Origin of the sequence: Janthinobacterium sp. BJB401 (assembly GCF_013372745.1) — a bacterium.
GTDB lineage: Bacteria > Pseudomonadota > Gammaproteobacteria > Burkholderiales > Burkholderiaceae_D > Janthinobacterium > Janthinobacterium rivuli.
In genome coordinates this window covers 73,286-92,228 of record NZ_JABXFH010000017.1, presented here as the reverse complement: position 1 = coordinate 92,228, position 18,943 = coordinate 73,286, and the positions used below count along the sequence as shown (strand labels likewise).

Genomic DNA, 18,943 nt, shown 5'->3' with positions numbered 1-18,943 from the left:
GATTTAAGGTTCGCGGCAGCCGCCAGGTGGCGAATTGGCTGGGCATTTCCATTTCCAGTCGACGTAGGCCTGCTGGCTCAGTCTGACGGAAAAGCTGATTGAAGGTGACGTAACGGAAAGCGTTACGACGTTTTCATCGAACTTCGTGATTTGCGGTGCGCTGGTGCCAGGCACCGTTTTGGGATTCATGCCTAGTCCGAATTGCAGGTCGATCTGGCTATTGCCGAGCAAATAGGGCAGGTTGTTGGCGATGATCTGGCCGATATTGAAGGTCCTGCCATCGGCCGCCGTTATCTGCATTGTATTGGGTACCAGGCGCAGCATGCCGATGCCCCATGCCGGATCCGGCACATACAGCAGCTTGTTCTTGACCTCGTTCATGGCGCCGCGCACACCGTCTTCGAGGCGGTTGTCGAGTATGCCGGTCACCTTGTTGACCAGCATATCGCCCACGATAGGCAGTATCCATCCCAAGTTGGTGTCGCAATCGGTAGAGGAATTGATGTTCGAAGTGAGGCCGACGGAAGGCAGCAGCACGCCGTTGTTCGCGCCGTACTGACCTGTCAATGAAATATTATTGGCAGAAAATGTATTGGTGCAATCGAAGCTGAGGATACCCCATCTTTTTCCGGAATAGGTGCTGAGGGCCTCGTAACTGATGCCATCGATACTCATTAATAATGTATCAGGCGCCGCAGGCTGGATGCGGGCATGCAAGTTGCCGCTGAGGCTGCCCCCTCTGAACGTGATGCCATTTGCTGCAACGGTGGCGCCAACCACGCTGTTGAGCTTGTTTCCCAGCCCTGTGCGGATACTACGCATGTCGCCGATGAATGGCGACAGCCGGCCATCATATATGGAGGCACTTTCCTGATACGATGCCGAGCCGCCGTTGTAGCTGACAGTCACGACGTTGTTATTTCCCCTTAAAACGGGAACCCAGTCGGCATGTGCTGCGCCGCTGACCAAGATCGCGACCAAAACAAAAGTATGACGCATACGTGTTCCTTTTTTTATGAGTGCCGGCACGACATTGTGTTTCCATGCCGGTCAATCGGTTTCGATATGTCCGAAAATACGAATTTATGGAAGACAAGCTAGCCGATGTTGCCATAAATGGTTTTAAAATGGTAAACATTGTTATGGGGAATTTTTTGGCGCATATTCTTGGTCGACGACGGCGGCCGTTGTTGGGCGCATCAGGGGGGGCACGGCGAAACCATGTCCGCCAAGTCTGGTGGAACGAATAAATATTTCCTCTCAGCCGCCGCTCGCGCCACTGTTCCACCCTGCCAGATTCCGCTCCCTCCGGTACAATCCCGCCTTATGTATATCGATTCCCATTGCCATATCAATTTCCCCGAGCTGGCTGCTCGCATGCCCGAGATCCTCGCCAAGATGGCCGAGAACAAGGTGACCCATGCCTTGTGCGTGTCCGTCGACTTGCCGGACTTTCCACAGGTGCTGGCCCTGGCCGAGCAGTATCCGCACATTTTCGCTTCCGTCGGCGTGCATCCCGATTACGAGGACACGCCTGAACCTTCCGTGGAAGACCTGGTGCGCCTGGCCGACCATCCGAAGATCATCGCCATCGGCGAGACTGGCCTCGACTATTTCCGCCTGACGGGCGATCTGGAGTGGCAGCGCGAGCGTTTTCGCACTCACATCAAAGCTTCAAGAATCACGCGTAAGCCCTTGATTATTCACACAAGAGCGGCCAGCGAAGACACGATACGCATCATGCGCGAAGAGGGTGCTGGCGTGTCGGACGGCGGCGTGGCCGGCGTCATGCATTGCTTTACAGAATCGCTGGAAGTGGCGCGCGCCGCCATCGACATGGGCTTCTATATTTCGTTTTCCGGCATCGTCACGTTCAAGAGCGCCAAGGATTTGCAAGCCGTGGCTCTGGAAGTGCCGCTTGAGCGCATCCTCATCGAGACGGATTCGCCGTATCTTGCGCCCGTGCCGTTCCGCGGCCGCATGAACGAACCCGGCTACGTGGCCCACGTGGCGGAATACCTGTCGACCCTGAAAGGCATACCGCTGGATCAGGTGGCACGCCAGACGACGGATAATTTCTTCAAGTTATTCAATCAGTTGCCATAACTTCTTAAGGTCAGACATGATGAAAAAACTCGCGCTGGCGATGCTGTTGTGCTGCGCCAACGCCAGCCATGCCAGCCATGCTGCGCCGGAGCCGGACGCATTCTTCCGCGCCGTGTCCGTCAACAACGTCAGCGGCGTGCGCAGCATGCTGCTTGACGGCATGAATCCGAACCAGCCTGACGCGCAGCGGGGCGACATTCCCCTCGTGCTGGCCTTGCGCGACGATGCGGACCGGGTTTTCCAGGTGCTGCTCGAGGCGCCCGGCATCGACATCGAAGCCCGTTCAGCCAATGGCAACACGGCGCTGATGATGGCGGCCTACAAGCACAAGCAGGACGCCGTGAACGCCTTGCTGGCCAAGGGCGCCAAGGTCAACCAGAGCGGCTGGACGGCGCTGCACTATGCGGCCTCGGCGGACGACTTGCCCATCATGAAGATTTTTCTCGACCGCGACGCCGTGGTCGATGCGCGCGCGCCCGCCAACGTCACGCCGCTGATGTTTGCCGCCCGCGAAGGGCAGGAGGGCGCCGTCAAGCTGCTGCTGTCCTGGGGCGCGGACGCCAGCCTGAAAAGCGACCATGGCTGGACGGCCGTGCAGTTTGCCCAGGCGGGCGACAAGCCCGGTGTAGTCGCCATCATCGAAGCGGCACAAAAGGCGCGCGCCGCACGTAAATAAGTCCATGCAAGCAATGCTTTAATTTCAATACTTTCCATGCCAGCGCTGAAACTGGCATGGAATTGCCTCTCACCTCAGCCCTTTGTTCTCCTTGCCGATTAACGATAATGATCGTGTCGCATTAATCAGGAGATACGTCGCATGGGTCATCACCTCACCGTCAGGCGCCGGCTGTATTGTCGCCGCCCCTCGCGCAGCCCGTGCGATATCACTGCTTTCTGGAATGACAAAACCGATCGGCCATCGGAGCCAGACTCCAAGAGGACAGACATGCTGAATGAACGAGAAATCGAGAGTTGTTACCTGGGGCAATTTATCCCCGTCCATTACCACCACAATATGTTGATGGATCAGAACCGCATGCACGGGTTCAAGTCGGCGATCGATTACGCGGTGAAGCCTGGCATGAAGGTGCTGGAGCTGGGCGGCGGCACGGGCGTGCTGTCGTGGTTTGCGGCCGCACGCGCCGACAAGGTGTGGTGCGTGGAGTTCAATCCGGACATGGTCAAGGAAGCGCGCAAGATGCTGGCGCTCAATCCCAACGGTGAAAAAGTCGAAGTCGTCCACGCGGACGCCTTCGAGTACCTGCCGCCCGAGCCCGTCGATGTGGTCATTTGCGAAATGATCCATGTCGGCATGCTGCGCGAAAAGCAGGTGGAAGTGATCGAATCGTTCAAGCGCCGCTACCTGGCCCGCTTTGGCGGCCCGCTGCCCATCTTCCTGCCCGAAGCCGTCATCATGGCCGTGCAGCCGATGCAGCAGGAATACGATTTCGAGGGTTTCTATGCGCCCATCGTGCAATTCCAGGAAACCACGGCCATCCATCCTGGCGTGCTGGAACTGGCGCCGCCTTCCGTCTACAGCATCATCGACTTCAGTCAGCCGACGGACAGCGTGTTCGGCTTTGACGGCAAGTTCGTTGTCGAGCGCAGCGGCACCCTGAACGCCTTGCGTTTCGTCACCAAGAACATTCTGGCCGTGGTGCCCGAGCGCTCGACCACCATCGACTGGCTGAACCACTACATGTGTTTGCCGCTGGCCACGCCGGTGGCCGTGAAGGCGGGCGACGTGCTGCAAGTGAGCTTCCAGTACCGCGCCGGTGGTTCGATCCCTTCGCTGGAAGCGTCAATTCGCGCCCAGGTCATCTATGACGTCAACCTGCAACCCGCGGTACAGAACGCCGTCTACGCCTGACCAGCTGACCAAACCTGCTGCGCGTCGCGATTTGCGGCTTGCGATGCTCACCGTACTAAAGTACGGTTGCGCTTCTTAGCCACAACTCACTGCCGCTCGCGACGGTTTTGTCAGCCGTTCGAAACCAAATTTGGGCAACGCCGCAGCGATTTCGTCCTGCGGCGTTTGTCCATTCAGGGTATATTTCGTCTTTTACCCACTGGACAGCTTTACTATCATGGAACAGATCGATCAGCGTTACCTCGTGCAACAGAACAAAATCAGCGATGGCGAGACCAGGCCACCCGTGTTTGCCAAGGTAATGCGCAGCAAGGAAGGCGTGTTTGAAGGCGTGTCCTTCATCAAGTCCAAGGACAAGGCCACCATCATGACCATCGAAGATGCCAACCAGGCCATCAAATGGGCCACCAGCAAGAAACCGAATGCGCATGAATACATCACGAAAGTGATTTGCGTCGGTCAATAAAGGTACCCGCAGGCCCCGTTCATTCCCGTTTTTGCGCCGTTCATCCCCGTAGCACGCAGTTCATCGCACGGCCGTTGCCGCCGTGGCGGCGCTTTTATATAGTGCTGTCACGGTAGCGGGGCAAGCACGGCTTGCTCCGCACATTTCATTCTAGGGGAACGCGATGCTGGGATTCGTGCTGTGGTTGCTGCTCTTGCTGGTGTGCTGGCCCCTGGCCTTGCTGGCCCTCGTGCTGTATCCGCTGGCCTGGCTGCTGTTGCTGCCATTCCGTTTGATCGGCATCGGCGTGGAAGGCGTGTTCGAATTGCTGCGCGCCATCGTCATGCTGCCGGCGCGCGTGCTGGGCGGTGGCCGGCGATAAACCAGATATTTCCCATAAAAAATGGCGCCCTCGGCGCCATTTTTGTTTGCGTGACTGTGCCGCTTACAGGTCGACCATGAAACCGGCGCCGATCGATTTCTGCGAATAGTTGTAGTCGATCAAGCTCTGGCCATAGCCGGAGAACAGTTGCAGATAGCCTTTCAGGTTGGCCTTCAATGGGAAGGCCCAGCTGGCCTGCATGGAACCATGTTTCTTGCTGAAATTGCGGCGCGCCGTCACGGCGTACTCGTGCCCCTTGTTGCGGTAGCTCACGCGCAAATCGCCATGTCCCATGTAATCGGTGATGTCGATATTGTCATTATCGGTCTTGCCATTGTCGAGGCGGTGCCAGATGCGCGTCGTGACGGCCAGGTTGTCCTTTTCCATACCCAGCTCGGCATACACGCGGTTCCAGCTGCGCGACAGAGTCGACGTCTGTCCGTTGGACTGGTGCACGAGGCCGAAGTTCAGGTAATTGAATTCCACGCCCGCGAAATTCTTGTTGATCGGCATGACCAGCATCAGTTCCGGCTGGTAATTGGTCTCGCGGAACGGGCTTGAGGCCTTGCGGTTATACGCTTGCCAGAAACTTTGCTGCGTGTAGCCGAACCACATGTCGATCGGTGTGCCGGCGATGTCTTCCAGCAACTTCATCTTGAAGCTCAGCTGGAAAGTCAGTTCCACATGCTGGCTCTTGATGCCGCCTGGCGTGAAATCCTGGAACGGTTCGTCGTTCGAGGCGTCGCTGTAATTGGCCAGCAGCAGATAGGTGTCGCGGTGCGGGCGGAAGTTGAACAGGCCGCGCTTCGAGGCGTCGTTCAGTTCCCACGATTGCTGCGTGCGCGAAATCGGCGCTTCCGGTGGCGCGGCGCCAGCCTGCGCGATGGCGGGAATGGCGGCGTTGACGGCGTCCGGCGTGGCGACGCCCGGCGGACTGACCGGCGTGAGGGGCGCGCCCTCGGCCGCTGCTGCCAGGGCGACGGCCGCAGTGGCGGGATCGCCGCCGGCCGCGATGGTGGCCTTTTCCGCCGCCTTGGCCAGGGTATCGAAGCAGCCGAGGCGGGCGCTGGCGTCACCGAGGACGGCGCAACGCTGCATTTGCTGTTCCAGTTCGCCGGCCATGGCCAGCGCCGGCGATGCCAGCAGGGAAGAGAGGATTATTTTTCTTAGTTGGATAGTCATAAGCTGAGTAGGGCATGTCGTTCGGTGCGCACCTGGGCTGCATGCCGGCGGCGTCGCCTTGCATGGCGGGATGCCATGCGTATTGATTTTTATTAATCTTTGTTGAATTAAAGTTCAAAAATTAAGGTCTTGGAAGTATAGCCGAATCTGCAATTAGCCCCCGTGTCCCTGACGTGCGCATGGCGGACAGTGTTGCGCGCTTGGTAAACGGCCCGCTGCCGTGCCGCCCAAATCGATGTCTGCTACACTGGAAAACCGGGCGCCGGGGCTAGCCATGGAGATTGTGATGACCCGCAAAACACCTATCGAGCGCTACCGCAACATCGGCATCAGCGCCCATATCGACGCCGGCAAGACCACCACCACCGAGCGCATTCTTTTCTACACCGGGGTGAATCACAAGATAGGCGAAGTGCACAATGGCGCCGCCACCATGGACTGGATGGAGCAGGAGCAGGAACGGGGCATCACCATCACCTCGGCCGCCACCACGGCCTTCTGGAAAGGCATGGCCGGCAACTTCCCCGAACACCGGATCAACATCATCGACACGCCCGGTCACGTGGATTTCACGATTGAAGTCGAGCGCTCGATGCGCGTGCTCGACGGCGCCGTGATGGTCTACGATGCCGTCGGCGGCGTGCAGCCGCAATCGGAAACCGTCTGGCGGCAAGCCAACAAATACCACGTGCCGCGCATTGCTTTCATCAACAAGATGGACCGGGTCGGCGCGGATTTCTTGCGTGTGCGCAAGCAGATCGCCGACCGCCTGAAGGGTGTGGCTGTGCCCATCCAGCTGCCCATCGGCGCCGAAGAGCATTTCACGGGCGTGATCGACCTGTTGAAAATGCGCGCCATCACCTGGGACGACGCCAGCCAGGGCGTGCAGTTCAGCTATGGCGAGATTCCCGCCGAATTACAGGCGCAGGCGCAGGAGTGGCACGAGCACATGGTCGAGCACGCGGCCGAAGCCACGCTGGACATGACGGAACGCTACCTGAATGGCGACACGTTTACGGAAGCGGAGCTCAAGCAGGCTTTGCGCGAGCGCACCATCCGCAATGAAATCGTGCCCATGCTGTGCGGCAGCGCCTTCAAGAACAAGGGCGTGCAGGCGATGCTCGACGCCGTCATCGAATACCTGCCGTCACCGATGGAAGTACCGCCCATCATGGGCCATGACGAGCATGACAACGAAGTGGAGCGCCATCCGACGGACGACGAGCATTTTGCGGCGCTGGCTTTCAAGATCATGACGGACCCGTTCGTGGGGCAGCTGACCTTCTTCCGCGTGTATTCGGGCGTGGTCAATTCGGGCGACATGGTCTACAACCCGACCAAGAGCGCGCGCGAACGGCTGGGGCGCATCCTGCAGATGCATGCGAACGAGCGCAAGGAAATCAAGGAAGTGTATGCGGGCGACATCGCCGCCGCCGTGGGCCTGAAAGCCGTGACCACGGGCGACACCCTGTGCGCCATCGACCACATCATCGTGCTGGAAAAGATGATCTTCCCGGAACCTGTGATCTCCCAGGCGGTCGAACCGAAGACCAAGCCTGACCAGGAAAAGATGGGCATCGCCCTGAACCGCCTGGCGCAGGAAGACCCGTCGTTCAGGGTGCATACGGACGAGGAATCGGGCCAGACCATCATGTCGGGCATGGGTGAGTTGCACCTGGAAATTCTGGTCGACCGCATGCGGCGCGAATTCGGCGTGGAAGCCAATGTTGGCAAGCCGCAGGTCGCGTACCGCGAAACCATCACGCGCGCGGTGGAAGACGTGGAAGGCAAGTTCGTCAAGCAATCGGGCGGACGGGGCCAGTATGGCCACGTGGTGCTCAAACTCGAACCCTTGCCGCCAGGCACAGGCTACCAGTTCGTCGACGCCATCAAGGGTGGCGTGGTGCCGCGCGAATTCATCCCCGCCGTCGACAAGGGCATCGTCGAAACCCTCAAGGCGGGCGTGCTGGCCGGCTACCCGGTCGTCGACGTGAAGGCCACGCTGACGTTTGGCTCCTACCACGACGTTGATTCGAACGAAAACGCGTTCCGCATGGCTGGCTCCATCGCCTTCAAGGATGGCATGCGCAAAGCGTCGCCCGTGCTGCTGGAACCGATGATGCAGGTGGAGGCGGAAACGCCGGAAGAGTTCATGGGCAACGTCATGGGCGACCTGACGGCCCGCCGCGGCATGGTGCAAGGCGTCGACGACATCCCCGGCGGCGCGGGCCGCATCGTCAAGGCCCTCGTGCCGCTGGCGGAAATGTTCGGTTACTCGACAACGCTGCGTTCGCTGACCCAGGGCCGCGCCACCTATACGATGGAATTCAAGCATTATGCGGCCGTGCCCAAGCATATCCTCGACCAGGTGGCATCTGCTGGCAAAGCCAAGTAGGTCGGGTAGGTCGGATTAGGCCCTCCGGGCCGTAATCCGACACCATTGTTGGCCTGGTCCGTTGATGGTGTCGGCTTACGCGCTGTGCGCTAACCCGACCTACGCCCAAGATGGCGTGCAGGCCTTTCCCATTTTCGGCGTCACTGCTACATTAACTATCAGTCCACCAACACAGGAGAGAGCATGACCACCGCAGAACAGAAGCAGGAAGGACAGCACCGCGACAGCAGCGACTTTGTCATCACGCAGACTTTCGACGCGCCGCGCGAACTGGTGTTCCGCTCGTGGGTGGAGCCGGAGCGCCTGGCCCAATGGTGGGGCCCCGTCGGCTTCGAATTGAGCGTGCTGGCGCTGGACCTCAAACCGGGCGGCGTTTTCCACTACGGCATGCGCGCCGATAATGGCTACGAGATGTGGGGCAAGTTCACCTATCAGTCTATCGAAGCACCTGAACGTATCGTTTCCATCCTGTCGTTTGCCGACAAGCAGGGCAATGCCGTGCAGCACCCTGTCAGCGCCACTTGGCCGCTGGAATCGTTCAATGTCATGACGCTCACCGAGGAAAACGGCAAGACGACGATGACCTTGCGGTCAACGCCGCACAAGGCGACGGATGAGCAGCATCGGACTTTTCTGGAAGGGCATGAGTCGATGACGGAAGGCTTCAAGGCTACCTTTGCCCAACTGGCCCAGTACCTTGCCCGTGTTCAGTAATATTTAAGAACAGCGGGCCAGAGCCGCGGGCCTGAGAAAATGTCCATGGCTGCGTTGCTTGGGCTCGCCGTACATGCGTACTGTCTTCGCCCGCGCGCCTTGCCCTGGCCATTATTCAGGCCCGCTGGGCCCGGGGAGCCTTTGTTTGGGGCGGGGGCCTATTCTTTCTATCGCCGCCCTTTCGAAGGACAAAGATCACAAATGCCGCGAAGGATGGAAGTCTCTTCATATTAGGCGTGCGTCACTCCAGTCTGTAAGAGACCTTTAGTTGCTGCCTCTCCTACAAAACTCAGAAGCGAAAATGGATCTTCTGCCGGCATCGTATTACCGATTACACTGGACAAGGATTGCCCGATAACGACTTCCCAAGGCTTATTAGACCCAGAAATAGCAACTATCAGTTGTCGAATGTTTTTGATCTTGGTATTTCTTAAACGATCATCAGCGGCTAGGAGTTCCTGCAAGAGAGTGATATTTTGGTGTCCCGAGTTCTCATCGATCCAAATATTAGCAAGCTTTTGAAAACCTGCCCAGTCTAGGTTGAGTTTCGCTAAGCATTCAGTTGTTACGAGCGCATTCTCGATGGCGTAACACTGCAGTCGGAATCGCTCGACGCAGCCAATAGCAGCGATCTGTCCTGATACGCCATCGCCATCTCTCAAAGAATAAGCTTTGGGGTTGTCATAGACATTGACCAGCATTTTGTCGCAAAATCGTTCTAACTCAGATTGCTGGTCAACGGATTGCGCCAGTACCGGAAATACACGTATGCGTCCAGACGAAGACCTTGCAGCTTGCTGCCAAACTCGTTCGTCATCTTCTCCTTCCAAAATCAGAATGGGATCGTTGCTCAGGCTTAGTGAAAGTGGATGCCCAAAGAATGGAGCAACTTTCTTGAGGTTGTCGGAAATCGCCCCGAGAGTGATAATATTATTTTCAAATTCTTTCGTTCCCACCGCAACGAGCTGGCTGTTAGCCAGCGAGCAGACCAACGCTGTGCTGTGCGTTGCTATGTGGATGAATACGCGGTTTCTCGTTTCATTCGGCAGTGTGCGCAATAGTTCTAGCAGGTAGTGCCCGAATCGCGCCTGCAAATCAGGGTGCTGGTGTACGTCTGGCTCATCCAAGAGCAATATGTTGTCCTTGCTTGGGTCGACAGCCATGATGAAACTCATCACTTCAGAGGCAAGGGCGATCGTTTCTGATTCCCCGCTACTCAGTTCTCCTGGCGCAACGGGTGTTCCGTTCATGGTTCGAATCAGAAAATCACTACCGCCTTGCTCAATGAAAACATTACCTAACATGCGATTGATAGGCTCAAGGCAATCGATCTGAAAGCTTTTTCCACGGGCGTCGACATCTTGGAGTCGCCGAAGGTATGCTGTCTCAGCATTTCGTAGAGCAAGGTGTGACATAGCTTTAAAGCTGTTGCCATTTACCTGATTAGCGCGTCTGATTTGCCGAATCCAATTAGGATTGGTTGAGGAATTGCTATCAATATTGCCGTCTCGTTGAAAGGTTCCTGTTCTTTCCGGCGTAACATAATTCACGCGGTATTTGGAATTTTCAGCCAGATGGCTGTCGATGGCACGAAGGAAACGAGATTTCCCCGCCCCGTTACGACCTAGAATTATGTTTATGCATTTCAGCCCCTTCAATCCGTAGGGAATATCTTCATTATCTGTGAATGTAAAATCGGTCAATGCGGTACTCCTAATTTATTGTTAAAGGTCTAGGGCAGCAATGAGTCGCGCCGAGGCATCTATTATCATGCGACTTCGTTGTCATGAGTCTAGGAACGCATGCGCAAAATGCGTTAGACATCTGTTTCTCGCTTTGAAGATCTATCGCTGCGCTGATATGAACTGAATGAATCGTTTTCCTCGCTCAGTTGTTCGAGACTCCATCATTCCGTTTCCTGTCATCATTATGTGCAAGAATTGACCTTGTCCCATCAATCCATCGGCTTGTAAATCGCGCACAATTTGGTCGTAGATTTCGCGTTGGCCACGTAATTCTGAAACACAGTGCTCAAGGACGGTAAAAACTCCGCCTGCGCTCCATCCTGGGTTTTGAATTGCATGTTTACGCATCCACAGTTCTGGATTGTCGAGAACAGCTAGTACTCTTAAGTGCCAAGGCGCGAGCTGGTCAATGAGCCGCAGGAATGTCAACTGCTCATCTTCCTGCGGTGCACCTGGCAGGGCTGCATTTAAAACTGCATTACGTAGGGCTTCGAGTTTTGCGTTCTGATGATTTCGAAGAGCAACCTGTGATGCTTGCATTACGACGGTAACAAAAGCTTCGTTGGAAGCTAGTTTTTCCGGCGTCAGACCCTCTATGCGCCGCTCTACTTCAGTCAGGACCTCCGCAAGTTGCTCTAGCCATGCTTCCTTTCGCCTCTCCAACGGTGACGCAAATAGATTTTCAAACGCCACTTGAAGCGGTCCACCTGCTGCTGGGACGAGCGAGACAATCGCTCGTCCGACCTCTCTTGCTACATCACCTTTGCTTCTTGCTACCGGTGGTTTTTCCATATTTGATTTCCCTGATGAGCAGTTGATAACCGTAGTTAATATGTTTGTAGTCGCATCCAGCACCCGTTCAGTTCAACCGGCAGGCACCGGTTGCCCTCCCGCATGGTTCACCTTCATTGCCCGGTTCGAAAACTGCGTATTCGCATGCATTGATCGCGTACCTTATTGATTCTTGTCGCCCTCCATCCCCAACATCTCCCGCACCACCGGCAAAATCATCCCCCAAGCATTCGACGTAGCCGCAATCTCGTCATAATGGCTGGCACCCGGCAAGATCAGCACCTCCGCATGGTCACCGGCCAGCTTGGCCTTGGCCGCATAGTCGTGCGCCACGCGGGGTGGGGAGATGGTGTCGAGCTCGCCTGTGATCAGCACGGTACGGCTGCCGTTGGGGATCAGGTCGGCGGCGTTGGTGTCGCTGTAGATGTCGGGGCGGTCGGTGCTGGCGCTGCCTGCCAGCTGGGCGATGTCGCGCTCGCAGCTGGTTTTGATCAAGTCTTTCTCATGGCGCAGGTCGGCCAGGCCGCCCAGGCTGACGATGTTTTTCACTGGCAGGAACTTGTCGCGGTACAGGGGGCTGGTCTTTGGCAGTTTTTCCCGGCCGGCGATCCATTGCACCAGTTGGCCGCCGGCCGAGTGGCCCATGGCGACGATGCGGTTCACGTCCAGCTGGTATTGGGGCGCGTGCTGCTGCAGGCTGTCGAGCGCCGCGTGCATGTCTTCATAGGTGCCCGGATAGCCGCCGCCCGGCTCGTCCACGCGCCGGTATTCCACATTCCACACGGCGATGCCTTGCGCCACGAGGGCGCCGGCCACGTTGCGCATCTGTTTGATGCCGCCGAAGGCCACCGTCCAGCAGCCGCCATGCACGAGTACGACGACGGGGAACGGCCCGCTGCCTTCGGGCCGGAACAGCTGCGCGTATTGCGACGGCGCGGGGCCATACGCGATCTGCGCCGTGGGTGGCGGGCCGTTCAGGGCCAGGTAGTCGTCCAGGCTCATGGGGGCGGCGACGGCGCCGTGGACCGAGGCGAGCAGGGCGGTGGCGATCAGGGAGGACGGCAGGGAAGTAGGCATGCTGGAATTCGCTTGAGAAGAGAGCAACACTTTAGCATAGGCCCGCAGGGTCGCAGAGATCAAGCAGTGCGCTGTTTTCCTCCTGCAAGAGGGGTGCCCCATGGTATATTCCGGGCATCAGTTTTCCCCTTATCGACACGGTGCACGCAAACAACATTCTTTCCTTGCTGGACGCCGAGCATAGTGCGCTGGGCAGCATTGCGGCCGGCGCCGACCTGGCCCATGCACTGGAACACCTGTTGCTGGCGCTGCAAGACCTGGCTGAGGGCGGCGCGCATGCCTGCCTCGTGCTCATCGACGAGGCCGACCGCTTTTGCGGCTGGTCCGCGCCCAGCCTGCCGCAAGACCTGTGTCTGGCGCTGCGCCACGGCGGCGAGCAGCCATCCCCGTTCGGCACGGCCGCCTTTTCCGGCGCGCCCGTGTATTGCGGCGACATCACGCGCGACGTGCACTGGAGCGCGGGACGCAAGGAAGCCATGCTGCACGGCTACCGCGCCTGCTGGGTTGCCCCCGTCTTCGGCGCCAAGGGACATATCCTGGGCGTGCTGGGCCTGTTTTTCCCCGCGCCATGCCATCCCACGCAACCCGAGATCGAATTGCTGGCGCTGGCCGCGCGCGTGGCCGCGCATGTGATCGAGCGGGGCCAGCTGGAACAGGCGCTGCACGACAGCCGCGAACATTTTCATTACGCCATAGAACTGAACACGCAAGTGCTGTGGACGGCCGATGTCGACGGCAAGCTCGATTATGTGGCGCAGCGCTGGCGCGAATGGACGGGTGGCATCGGCCTGGGCACCAGCTGGCTGGACGCCATCCATCCCGAGGACGTGCCCCATTCTCTGGCGGCCTGGAGCGAAGCGGTGGGCAGCGGTCAGCCTTTCGACCAGGAAATGCGCGTGCGCCGGCAGGATGGCCAGTACCGCTGGGTGCATTCGCGCGCGTATTGCCGGCAGGACGAGCGCGGCCAGCCCGTGAAATGGTATGGCTCGTGCGAGGATATCGACGAGCATTGGCAAGCGCGCAATGCCTTGCTCGACAGCGAAGCGCAGTTCCGTTCGCTCGCTTCCACCATGCCGAACCAGGCCTGGCTGGCGCATGGCAGCGGCGCCACCTACTGGGTCAACGAGCAAGTCTGCGACTACACGGGGCAATCGCTGAAGTCACTGATCACCAGCGGTTTTCGCCACTGCGTGCATCCGGACGACGTGCAGGCCACGCAAAAAAGCTGGGAACGGGCCGTTACCACCGCCAGTGCCTACGAGCACGAATTCCGCATGCGCCGCGCCAGCGATGGCGCCTACCGCTGGTTCCTGGCGCGCGCCTTGCCCCTGTTCGACGAGGCGGGCACGGTGCTGCGCTGGGTGGGCACGAATACGGACGTGCAGGAACAGAAGAACGTGCTGGAAAAGATGGCTTACCTGAATTCCTCGCTGGAAGTGGAAATGGCCAACCGCACGGCCGACCGCGACCGCATGTGGCGCTTGTCCACCGACATCATGCTGGTGGCCGACCTGGCCGGGATGATCATCGCCGTCAATCCCGCCTGGAGCCAGATCCTCGAGCGGCCGGAAATCGAATCGCTGGGCATGGACTTCATCAGCCTCGTGCATCCCGACGACCGCATGGCGGCCTTGAAGGATTTGTCGCGCCTGGCTCATGGCGCACCCACCTTGCGCATGGAAAACCGCTACCGGCGCCGCGATGGCGGCTACCGCTGGATTTCCTGGACGGCCGTGCCGGCGCAAAAGCTGATCCACGCCATCGGCCGCGACGTCACCGATGAAAAAGAGGCGCGGCTGGCGCTGGTGCGTAGCGAGCAAGCTTTATTGCAGGCGCAAAAGCTGGAATCGATCGGCAAGCTGACAGGCGGCGTGGCCCACGATTTCAACAACGTGCTGCAAATTATCTCGGGCAATTTGCAGTTGCTGAAACTGACGGTGGCCGACAATCCGCAGGCGGCCAGGCGCCTCGCTTCGGCCGCCTCGGCCGTGGAACGGGGCGCCAAGCTGTCGTCGCAACTGCTGGCCTTTGCCCGGCGTCAACCTTTGCGGCCGCTGGTGACGGACCTGGGCCGTTTGCTGCGCCGCATGCATGAGCTGATCCGCCGCGCCCTGGGCGAGGCGATTGCCGAGGAAACCTTCATCAGCGAAGGCTTGTGGCATACCCTGGTCGACCCGAACCAGATGGAAAACGTGCTGCTGAACATGGCCATCAATGCGCGCGACGCGATGGACAAGGGCGGGCGCCTCACGTTCACCTTGAGCAACGTCACGCTCGATGCGGACTACGCCAGCCGGCATGCGGACGTGCTGGAAGGGCAATACGTGCTGCTGACCATCACCGACACGGGCCATGGCATGGAGCGCGACGTGATCGACCAGATTTTCGAGCCGTTTTTCACCACCAAGCGCGAAGGCGAGGGCACGGGACTGGGCCTGTCCATGGCTTACGGCTTCATCCGCCAGAGCGCGGGCCACATCAAGGTGCACAGCGCGCCGGGCGCCGGCACGACGTTCAAGATATATCTGCCCCGTTCGCTGGAAAAGCTGGCCGAGCCGCCACCGGGCCTGACGGGCCCCGTGCTGGGCGGCAGCGAGACCATCCTCGTGGTGGAAGATGATGCTCCAGTTCAACATACGGTGGTCGACATGCTGCGCGGCCTTGGCTACGACGTGCTGCATGCGGACGATGGCGCCTCGGCCCTGGCCCTGCTGGGCACGGGAGTGGCCATCGACCTGCTGTTTACGGATGTGGTCATGCCGGGGCCCGTCAGCAGCAAGGAACTGGCGCAGCAGGCCAGGCTGCTGCTGCCGGAACTGGCCGTATTGTTTACCTCGGGCTATACGCACAACGCCATCATGCAGGGCGGGCGGCTCGATCCGGGCGTTGAATTGTTGAGCAAACCCTACCAGCGCGAAGACCTGGCGCGGCGCATCCGCCATGTGCTGGCCGACCGCCGCCTGGTGGGCGCGCCCGACCCGTCCGGACGGCGCATCCTGCTGGTGGAAGACAATGATGATGCGCGCGAAATGACGACCGAGATGCTCAATATGCTGGGGCACACCGTGCACGGCGTGGCCAGCGCCGAGGAAGCCTTGCCACTGCTGGCCATGCCGGGCCTGGATGTGCTGGTGACGGACATCAGCCTGCCCACCATGTCCGGCCTGGAACTGGCGCGCCATGCGCGCGCGCACTGGCCGCAGCTGGACGTGGTGTTTGCTTCCGGGCACGATTGGGGCGCCAGCCTGATGCAGGACGCCAGCGCGCGTTTCCTGCGCAAGCCGTTTGGCCTGGAAGAGCTGGCCGGCGCACTGAAGGCGCGCCGGCTCGACGTCTACTAGGCACCCAAGCTTGGCGGCAACAAGGCTTGCTGCAATTGCTCGACGGTAAATGGTTTCACCAGGAAGCGCGCCTGCGGGTCCAGCACGCCGGAATTGGCGGGCGCGTGGCCCGTGGAAAACACCACTTCCAGCTGCGGATAGTCGCGCGCCGCGACTTTGGCCAGCTCGGCGCCCGACATCCGCGGCAGGCTGATATCGGTCAGCAACAGTTCCAGTCCCGGCGTCCCCAGCAGGGGCAAGGCTTCCTCGGCCGTGCCCACGGCCAGCACCGTGTGTCCCAGCATGGCCAGCAGCTCGCCCGTCATGGCGCGCGCGTCCGCATTGTCTTCCACTAACAGGATGTGACGCACACCCGGCAGCGATGGCACAGGCTGCTGCGGCGCCAGCTGCGCGCGGTACTGGTGCAGGGCAGTCACGTGGCGGCCGTTGGCCAGCAAGTGGCGGATGCGCCGCGCCAGGTCTTCGCGCCGGTACGGTTTGCTCAACAATTCTACGCCCGGCTCCAGACGGCCGCCCTGCATCATGGCGTCCTGCGTGTAGCCCGAGGTAAACAGCACGGCCAGATGCGGCAGCAGCACGCGGGCCTGGCGCGCCAGCGCCGTGCTGGCCACCTTGCCCGGCATCACCACGTCCGTAAACAGCAGGTCGATGGGGACGCCGCTGCCGATGATGGCCAGCGCGCTTTCGCCATCGCTGGCGCGCAGCACGACGTAACCCAAGCCGCGCAGCATGTCGACCACCGTCGTCTGCACCTGCACGTCGTCTTCCACGACGAGAATGGTTTCCTTGCCGCCCAGCACGGGGCCGCCCAGTTGCAGCGGCAGTTCCGTTTCCGCTTCAAGCGAGCGCGGCAGGTAGATGCGGAAAGTGCTGCCATGGCCCGGCAAACTGTCCACCGTCAGGTGGCCGCCGCTCTGGCGCAGGAAGCCGTAGGCCATGCTCAAACCCAGCCCCGTGCCTTCGCCTTCCTTTTTTGTCGTGAAGAACGGTTCGAAAATCTTGTCCAGCAGCTCGGCGGGAATGCCCGTGCCCGTATCCGAGACGGCCAGCTGCACGTAGTCGCCGGGCGCCACGTCCGCATGGCGGGCCGTGTAGTCGCTGCCCAGCACGCTGTTACTGAGTTCGATGGTCAGCTGGCCCTGGCCATCCATGGCGTCGCGCGCGTTGATGGCCAGGTTGAGGATGACGTTTTCCAGCTGGTGCGGGTCGACCAGGGCGCGCCAGCAGTCGTTGGCCAGCAGCAAGCGCGTCTCGATGCTTTCGCCGGTGGCGCGCCGCAGCAGTTCTTCCGTCGCGCGCAGTAGCTGCGCCAGGTCGGTCACCAGCGGTTTCAAGGGCTGGCGCCGCGCAAAGGCCAGCAGCTGGGCCGATAGCTTGGCGCCCCGTTCCACGGCGGCCGAGGCGCTGGCGATGCGCTTGGCAGCCAGCGGGTCGTCATCCAGGCCCAGCTGCAGCAATTGCAGATTGCCGGAGATAATTTGCAGCACGTTATTGAAATCATGGGCCACGCCGCCCGTCAGCTTGCCCAGCGCTTCGAGCTTTTGCGATTGCAGCAGGGCCATCTCGCTGTGGCGCAATGATTCCTGCATGCTGCGCAAGGTGTTTTGCGCCTCTTTTTCCACAGTGACGTGGCGCCCGGTGGCGAAGATCAGGTCGCCTTCGGGGGCCGCCACCCACGACAGCCAGCGGTGGCCGCCATCGCGGTGCCGGTAGCGGTTTTCAAAGCTGGGCATGGATTCCTTGCCGACTTGCAGCAAGGCCTGGCGCGTGGCGGCGGCATCGTCGGGCAGCACGAAGTCGAAGATGCTGCGGCCCAGCATTTCTTCGGGCAGCCAGCCCAGGATGGCGCCGGCGGCCGGGTTGACGGCGGCAAAGCAGCCATCGGCATCGATGGCCACCATCAGGTCTTGCGCGCTGCGCCATAGCCGCTCGCGTTCGCTGTTGCGCGCGGCCAGGTCCGCTTCCAGTTTCTTTTCCACGGTGATGTCGCGCGCACTGCAATACACCTTCTCGCCCTCGGGCACGGCTACCCACGACAGCCAGTGCCAGCCGCCCAGCTTGTGGCGGTAGCGGTTTTCGAAGCGCAGGGCCGGCTGGCCCTGGTTGGCCGCATCCCAGGCCGCATACGTGCGCGGCAAGTCGTCCGGGTGGATCAGTTCAAAAAATTTCGTCGTGCGGATTTCCTCGGCCGACCAGCCCAGAGTGGCTTGCCAGGCGGGATTCGAGTGTTCGAAATAGCCGTCGAGGTTAAGCACACCCAGCAGATCGGGGCTGACGTTCCAGGTACGGCCGAATTCGCGCGTGCGCTCGGCCACTTGCATTTCCATGCTGGCAGTCAGGGTGCGCAAACGCGCTTCCGCCCGCGCCCGCAAAATGGTCGACCAGACCCGTTCCGACACTTGCACGGCCAGTTCGATCTCGTCCGCATGCCACAGGCGCGCAGCGCGGCTGTGCACGACGAACAGGGCCGCCAGCTGGCCATCCTTGGCAATGGGAATGTTCAGAAAGGCACGGATGCCCAGGCGCGCGAACGTGGCCAGCGCGGCCGGCATGGCCGTGCGCGGGTCGCTGGCCACGTCGCTGACGGCCAGCGCCTGGCCGGCGGCAAGCGCATCGGCCAGGCCGGCCGCGTAATCGCCGAGGAAATACTCGCCAGCGGCGCCCGGCGCCAGGCCATCGCTCCACGCATGCTGCAGGGTGGGGCACTGCAGGGTCTGGTCGATATCGAAACAGGCCACTTGCTGCGCGCTCAGGCGCTGGCCCAGCAACTGCGCCGACAGGGACAGGATCTCGCCCGTGTCTTGCAGCAGGCGCAGCCGGCGTTCCAGTTGCAGCAAAAAGGCGACGCCGCTGGCGCCGGTCTGGCTGCGGGGGGCGGGAGTGCTGCTCATGCC

The 18,943-nt window shown here is 60.2% G+C and carries 14 protein-coding genes; 8 read left to right on the top strand and 6 right to left on the bottom strand.

From position 1 onward, the window contains the following. Positions 1-3: 3 nt before the first annotated feature. Positions 4-999 carry a hypothetical protein gene (locus HWE17_RS13505; RefSeq protein ID WP_176389088.1) on the bottom strand — a complete coding sequence of 332 codons (996 nt, stop codon included), beginning with the start codon at positions 997-999 and terminating at the stop codon, positions 4-6. Between the two features lie 327 nt (positions 1,000-1,326). On the opposite strand from HWE17_RS13505, the gene HWE17_RS13500 reads away from it, so the two are divergent. From HWE17_RS13500 to HWE17_RS13480, 5 genes are all read left to right on the top strand, one after another. Next, complete coding sequence (locus HWE17_RS13500; RefSeq protein ID WP_077404693.1) at positions 1,327-2,106, top strand: TatD family hydrolase; 780 nt, start codon at positions 1,327-1,329, stop codon at positions 2,104-2,106. 16 nt (positions 2,107-2,122) lie between these two features. Continuing rightward, on the top strand, positions 2,123-2,782 hold the full coding sequence (locus HWE17_RS13495; protein WP_176389087.1) for an ankyrin repeat domain-containing protein: 660 nt from the start codon (positions 2,123-2,125) through the stop codon (positions 2,780-2,782). Positions 2,783-3,052: 270 nt separating this feature from the next. Continuing rightward, positions 3,053-3,976, top strand: coding sequence for a methyltransferase domain-containing protein (locus tag HWE17_RS13490; protein WP_099402023.1), 924 nt, complete (start codon positions 3,053-3,055; stop codon positions 3,974-3,976). A gap of 217 nt (positions 3,977-4,193) precedes the next feature. Beyond that, entirely contained in the window at positions 4,194-4,442 is a 249-nt protein-coding gene (locus tag HWE17_RS13485; protein ID WP_035819046.1) for a hypothetical protein, read from the top strand. Between the two features lie 163 nt (positions 4,443-4,605). Beyond that, positions 4,606-4,803, top strand: coding sequence for a hypothetical protein (locus tag HWE17_RS13480; protein WP_034784591.1), 198 nt, complete (start codon positions 4,606-4,608; stop codon positions 4,801-4,803). A 63-nt stretch (positions 4,804-4,866) separates the two neighbouring features. Here HWE17_RS13480 and HWE17_RS13475 read toward each other — a convergent pair whose 3' ends face one another. Beyond that, positions 4,867-5,985 (bottom strand): phospholipase A, encoded by a 1,119-nt coding sequence (locus tag HWE17_RS13475; RefSeq protein WP_369681732.1) that lies wholly within the window; start codon positions 5,983-5,985, stop codon positions 4,867-4,869. A gap of 286 nt (positions 5,986-6,271) precedes the next feature. On the opposite strand from HWE17_RS13475, the gene fusA reads away from it, so the two are divergent. Together fusA and HWE17_RS13465 are read left to right on the top strand one after the other, a co-directional pair. After that, entirely contained in the window at positions 6,272-8,380 is a 2,109-nt protein-coding gene (gene fusA / locus HWE17_RS13470) for an elongation factor G (protein ID WP_176389086.1), read from the top strand. A 183-nt stretch (positions 8,381-8,563) separates the two neighbouring features. Next, entirely contained in the window at positions 8,564-9,094 is a 531-nt protein-coding gene (locus tag HWE17_RS13465) for an SRPBCC domain-containing protein (RefSeq protein WP_176389085.1), read from the top strand. A gap of 230 nt (positions 9,095-9,324) precedes the next feature. Here HWE17_RS13465 and HWE17_RS13460 read toward each other — a convergent pair whose 3' ends face one another. The 3 genes from HWE17_RS13460 to HWE17_RS13450 form a co-directional block, all read right to left on the bottom strand. Next, positions 9,325-10,797: an AAA family ATPase gene (locus tag HWE17_RS13460; RefSeq protein ID WP_176389084.1), complete on the bottom strand. Its 1,473-nt coding sequence runs from the start codon at positions 10,795-10,797 to the stop codon at positions 9,325-9,327. A 141-nt stretch (positions 10,798-10,938) separates the two neighbouring features. Then, positions 10,939-11,631, bottom strand: a complete 693-nt coding sequence (locus HWE17_RS13455) for a hypothetical protein (RefSeq protein ID WP_176389083.1) — start codon at positions 11,629-11,631, stop codon at positions 10,939-10,941. Positions 11,632-11,793: 162 nt separating this feature from the next. Continuing rightward, entirely contained in the window at positions 11,794-12,708 is a 915-nt protein-coding gene (locus HWE17_RS13450; RefSeq protein WP_176389082.1) for an alpha/beta hydrolase, read from the bottom strand. Between the two features lie 140 nt (positions 12,709-12,848). Here HWE17_RS13450 and HWE17_RS13445 point away from each other — a divergent pair, with 140 nt between their 5' ends. Further along, a complete protein-coding gene (locus HWE17_RS13445; RefSeq protein ID WP_369681731.1) occupies positions 12,849-16,049 on the top strand; it encodes a PAS domain-containing protein in 3,201 nt (1,066 codons plus the stop codon). Here the strand turns inward: HWE17_RS13445 and HWE17_RS13440 are convergent. Then, a complete protein-coding gene (locus HWE17_RS13440) occupies positions 16,046-18,940 on the bottom strand; it encodes a PAS domain S-box protein (RefSeq protein WP_176389081.1) in 2,895 nt (964 codons plus the stop codon). The two genes, HWE17_RS13445 and HWE17_RS13440, sit on opposite strands and share 4 nt — an antisense overlap. Positions 18,941-18,943: the final 3 nt, after the last annotated feature.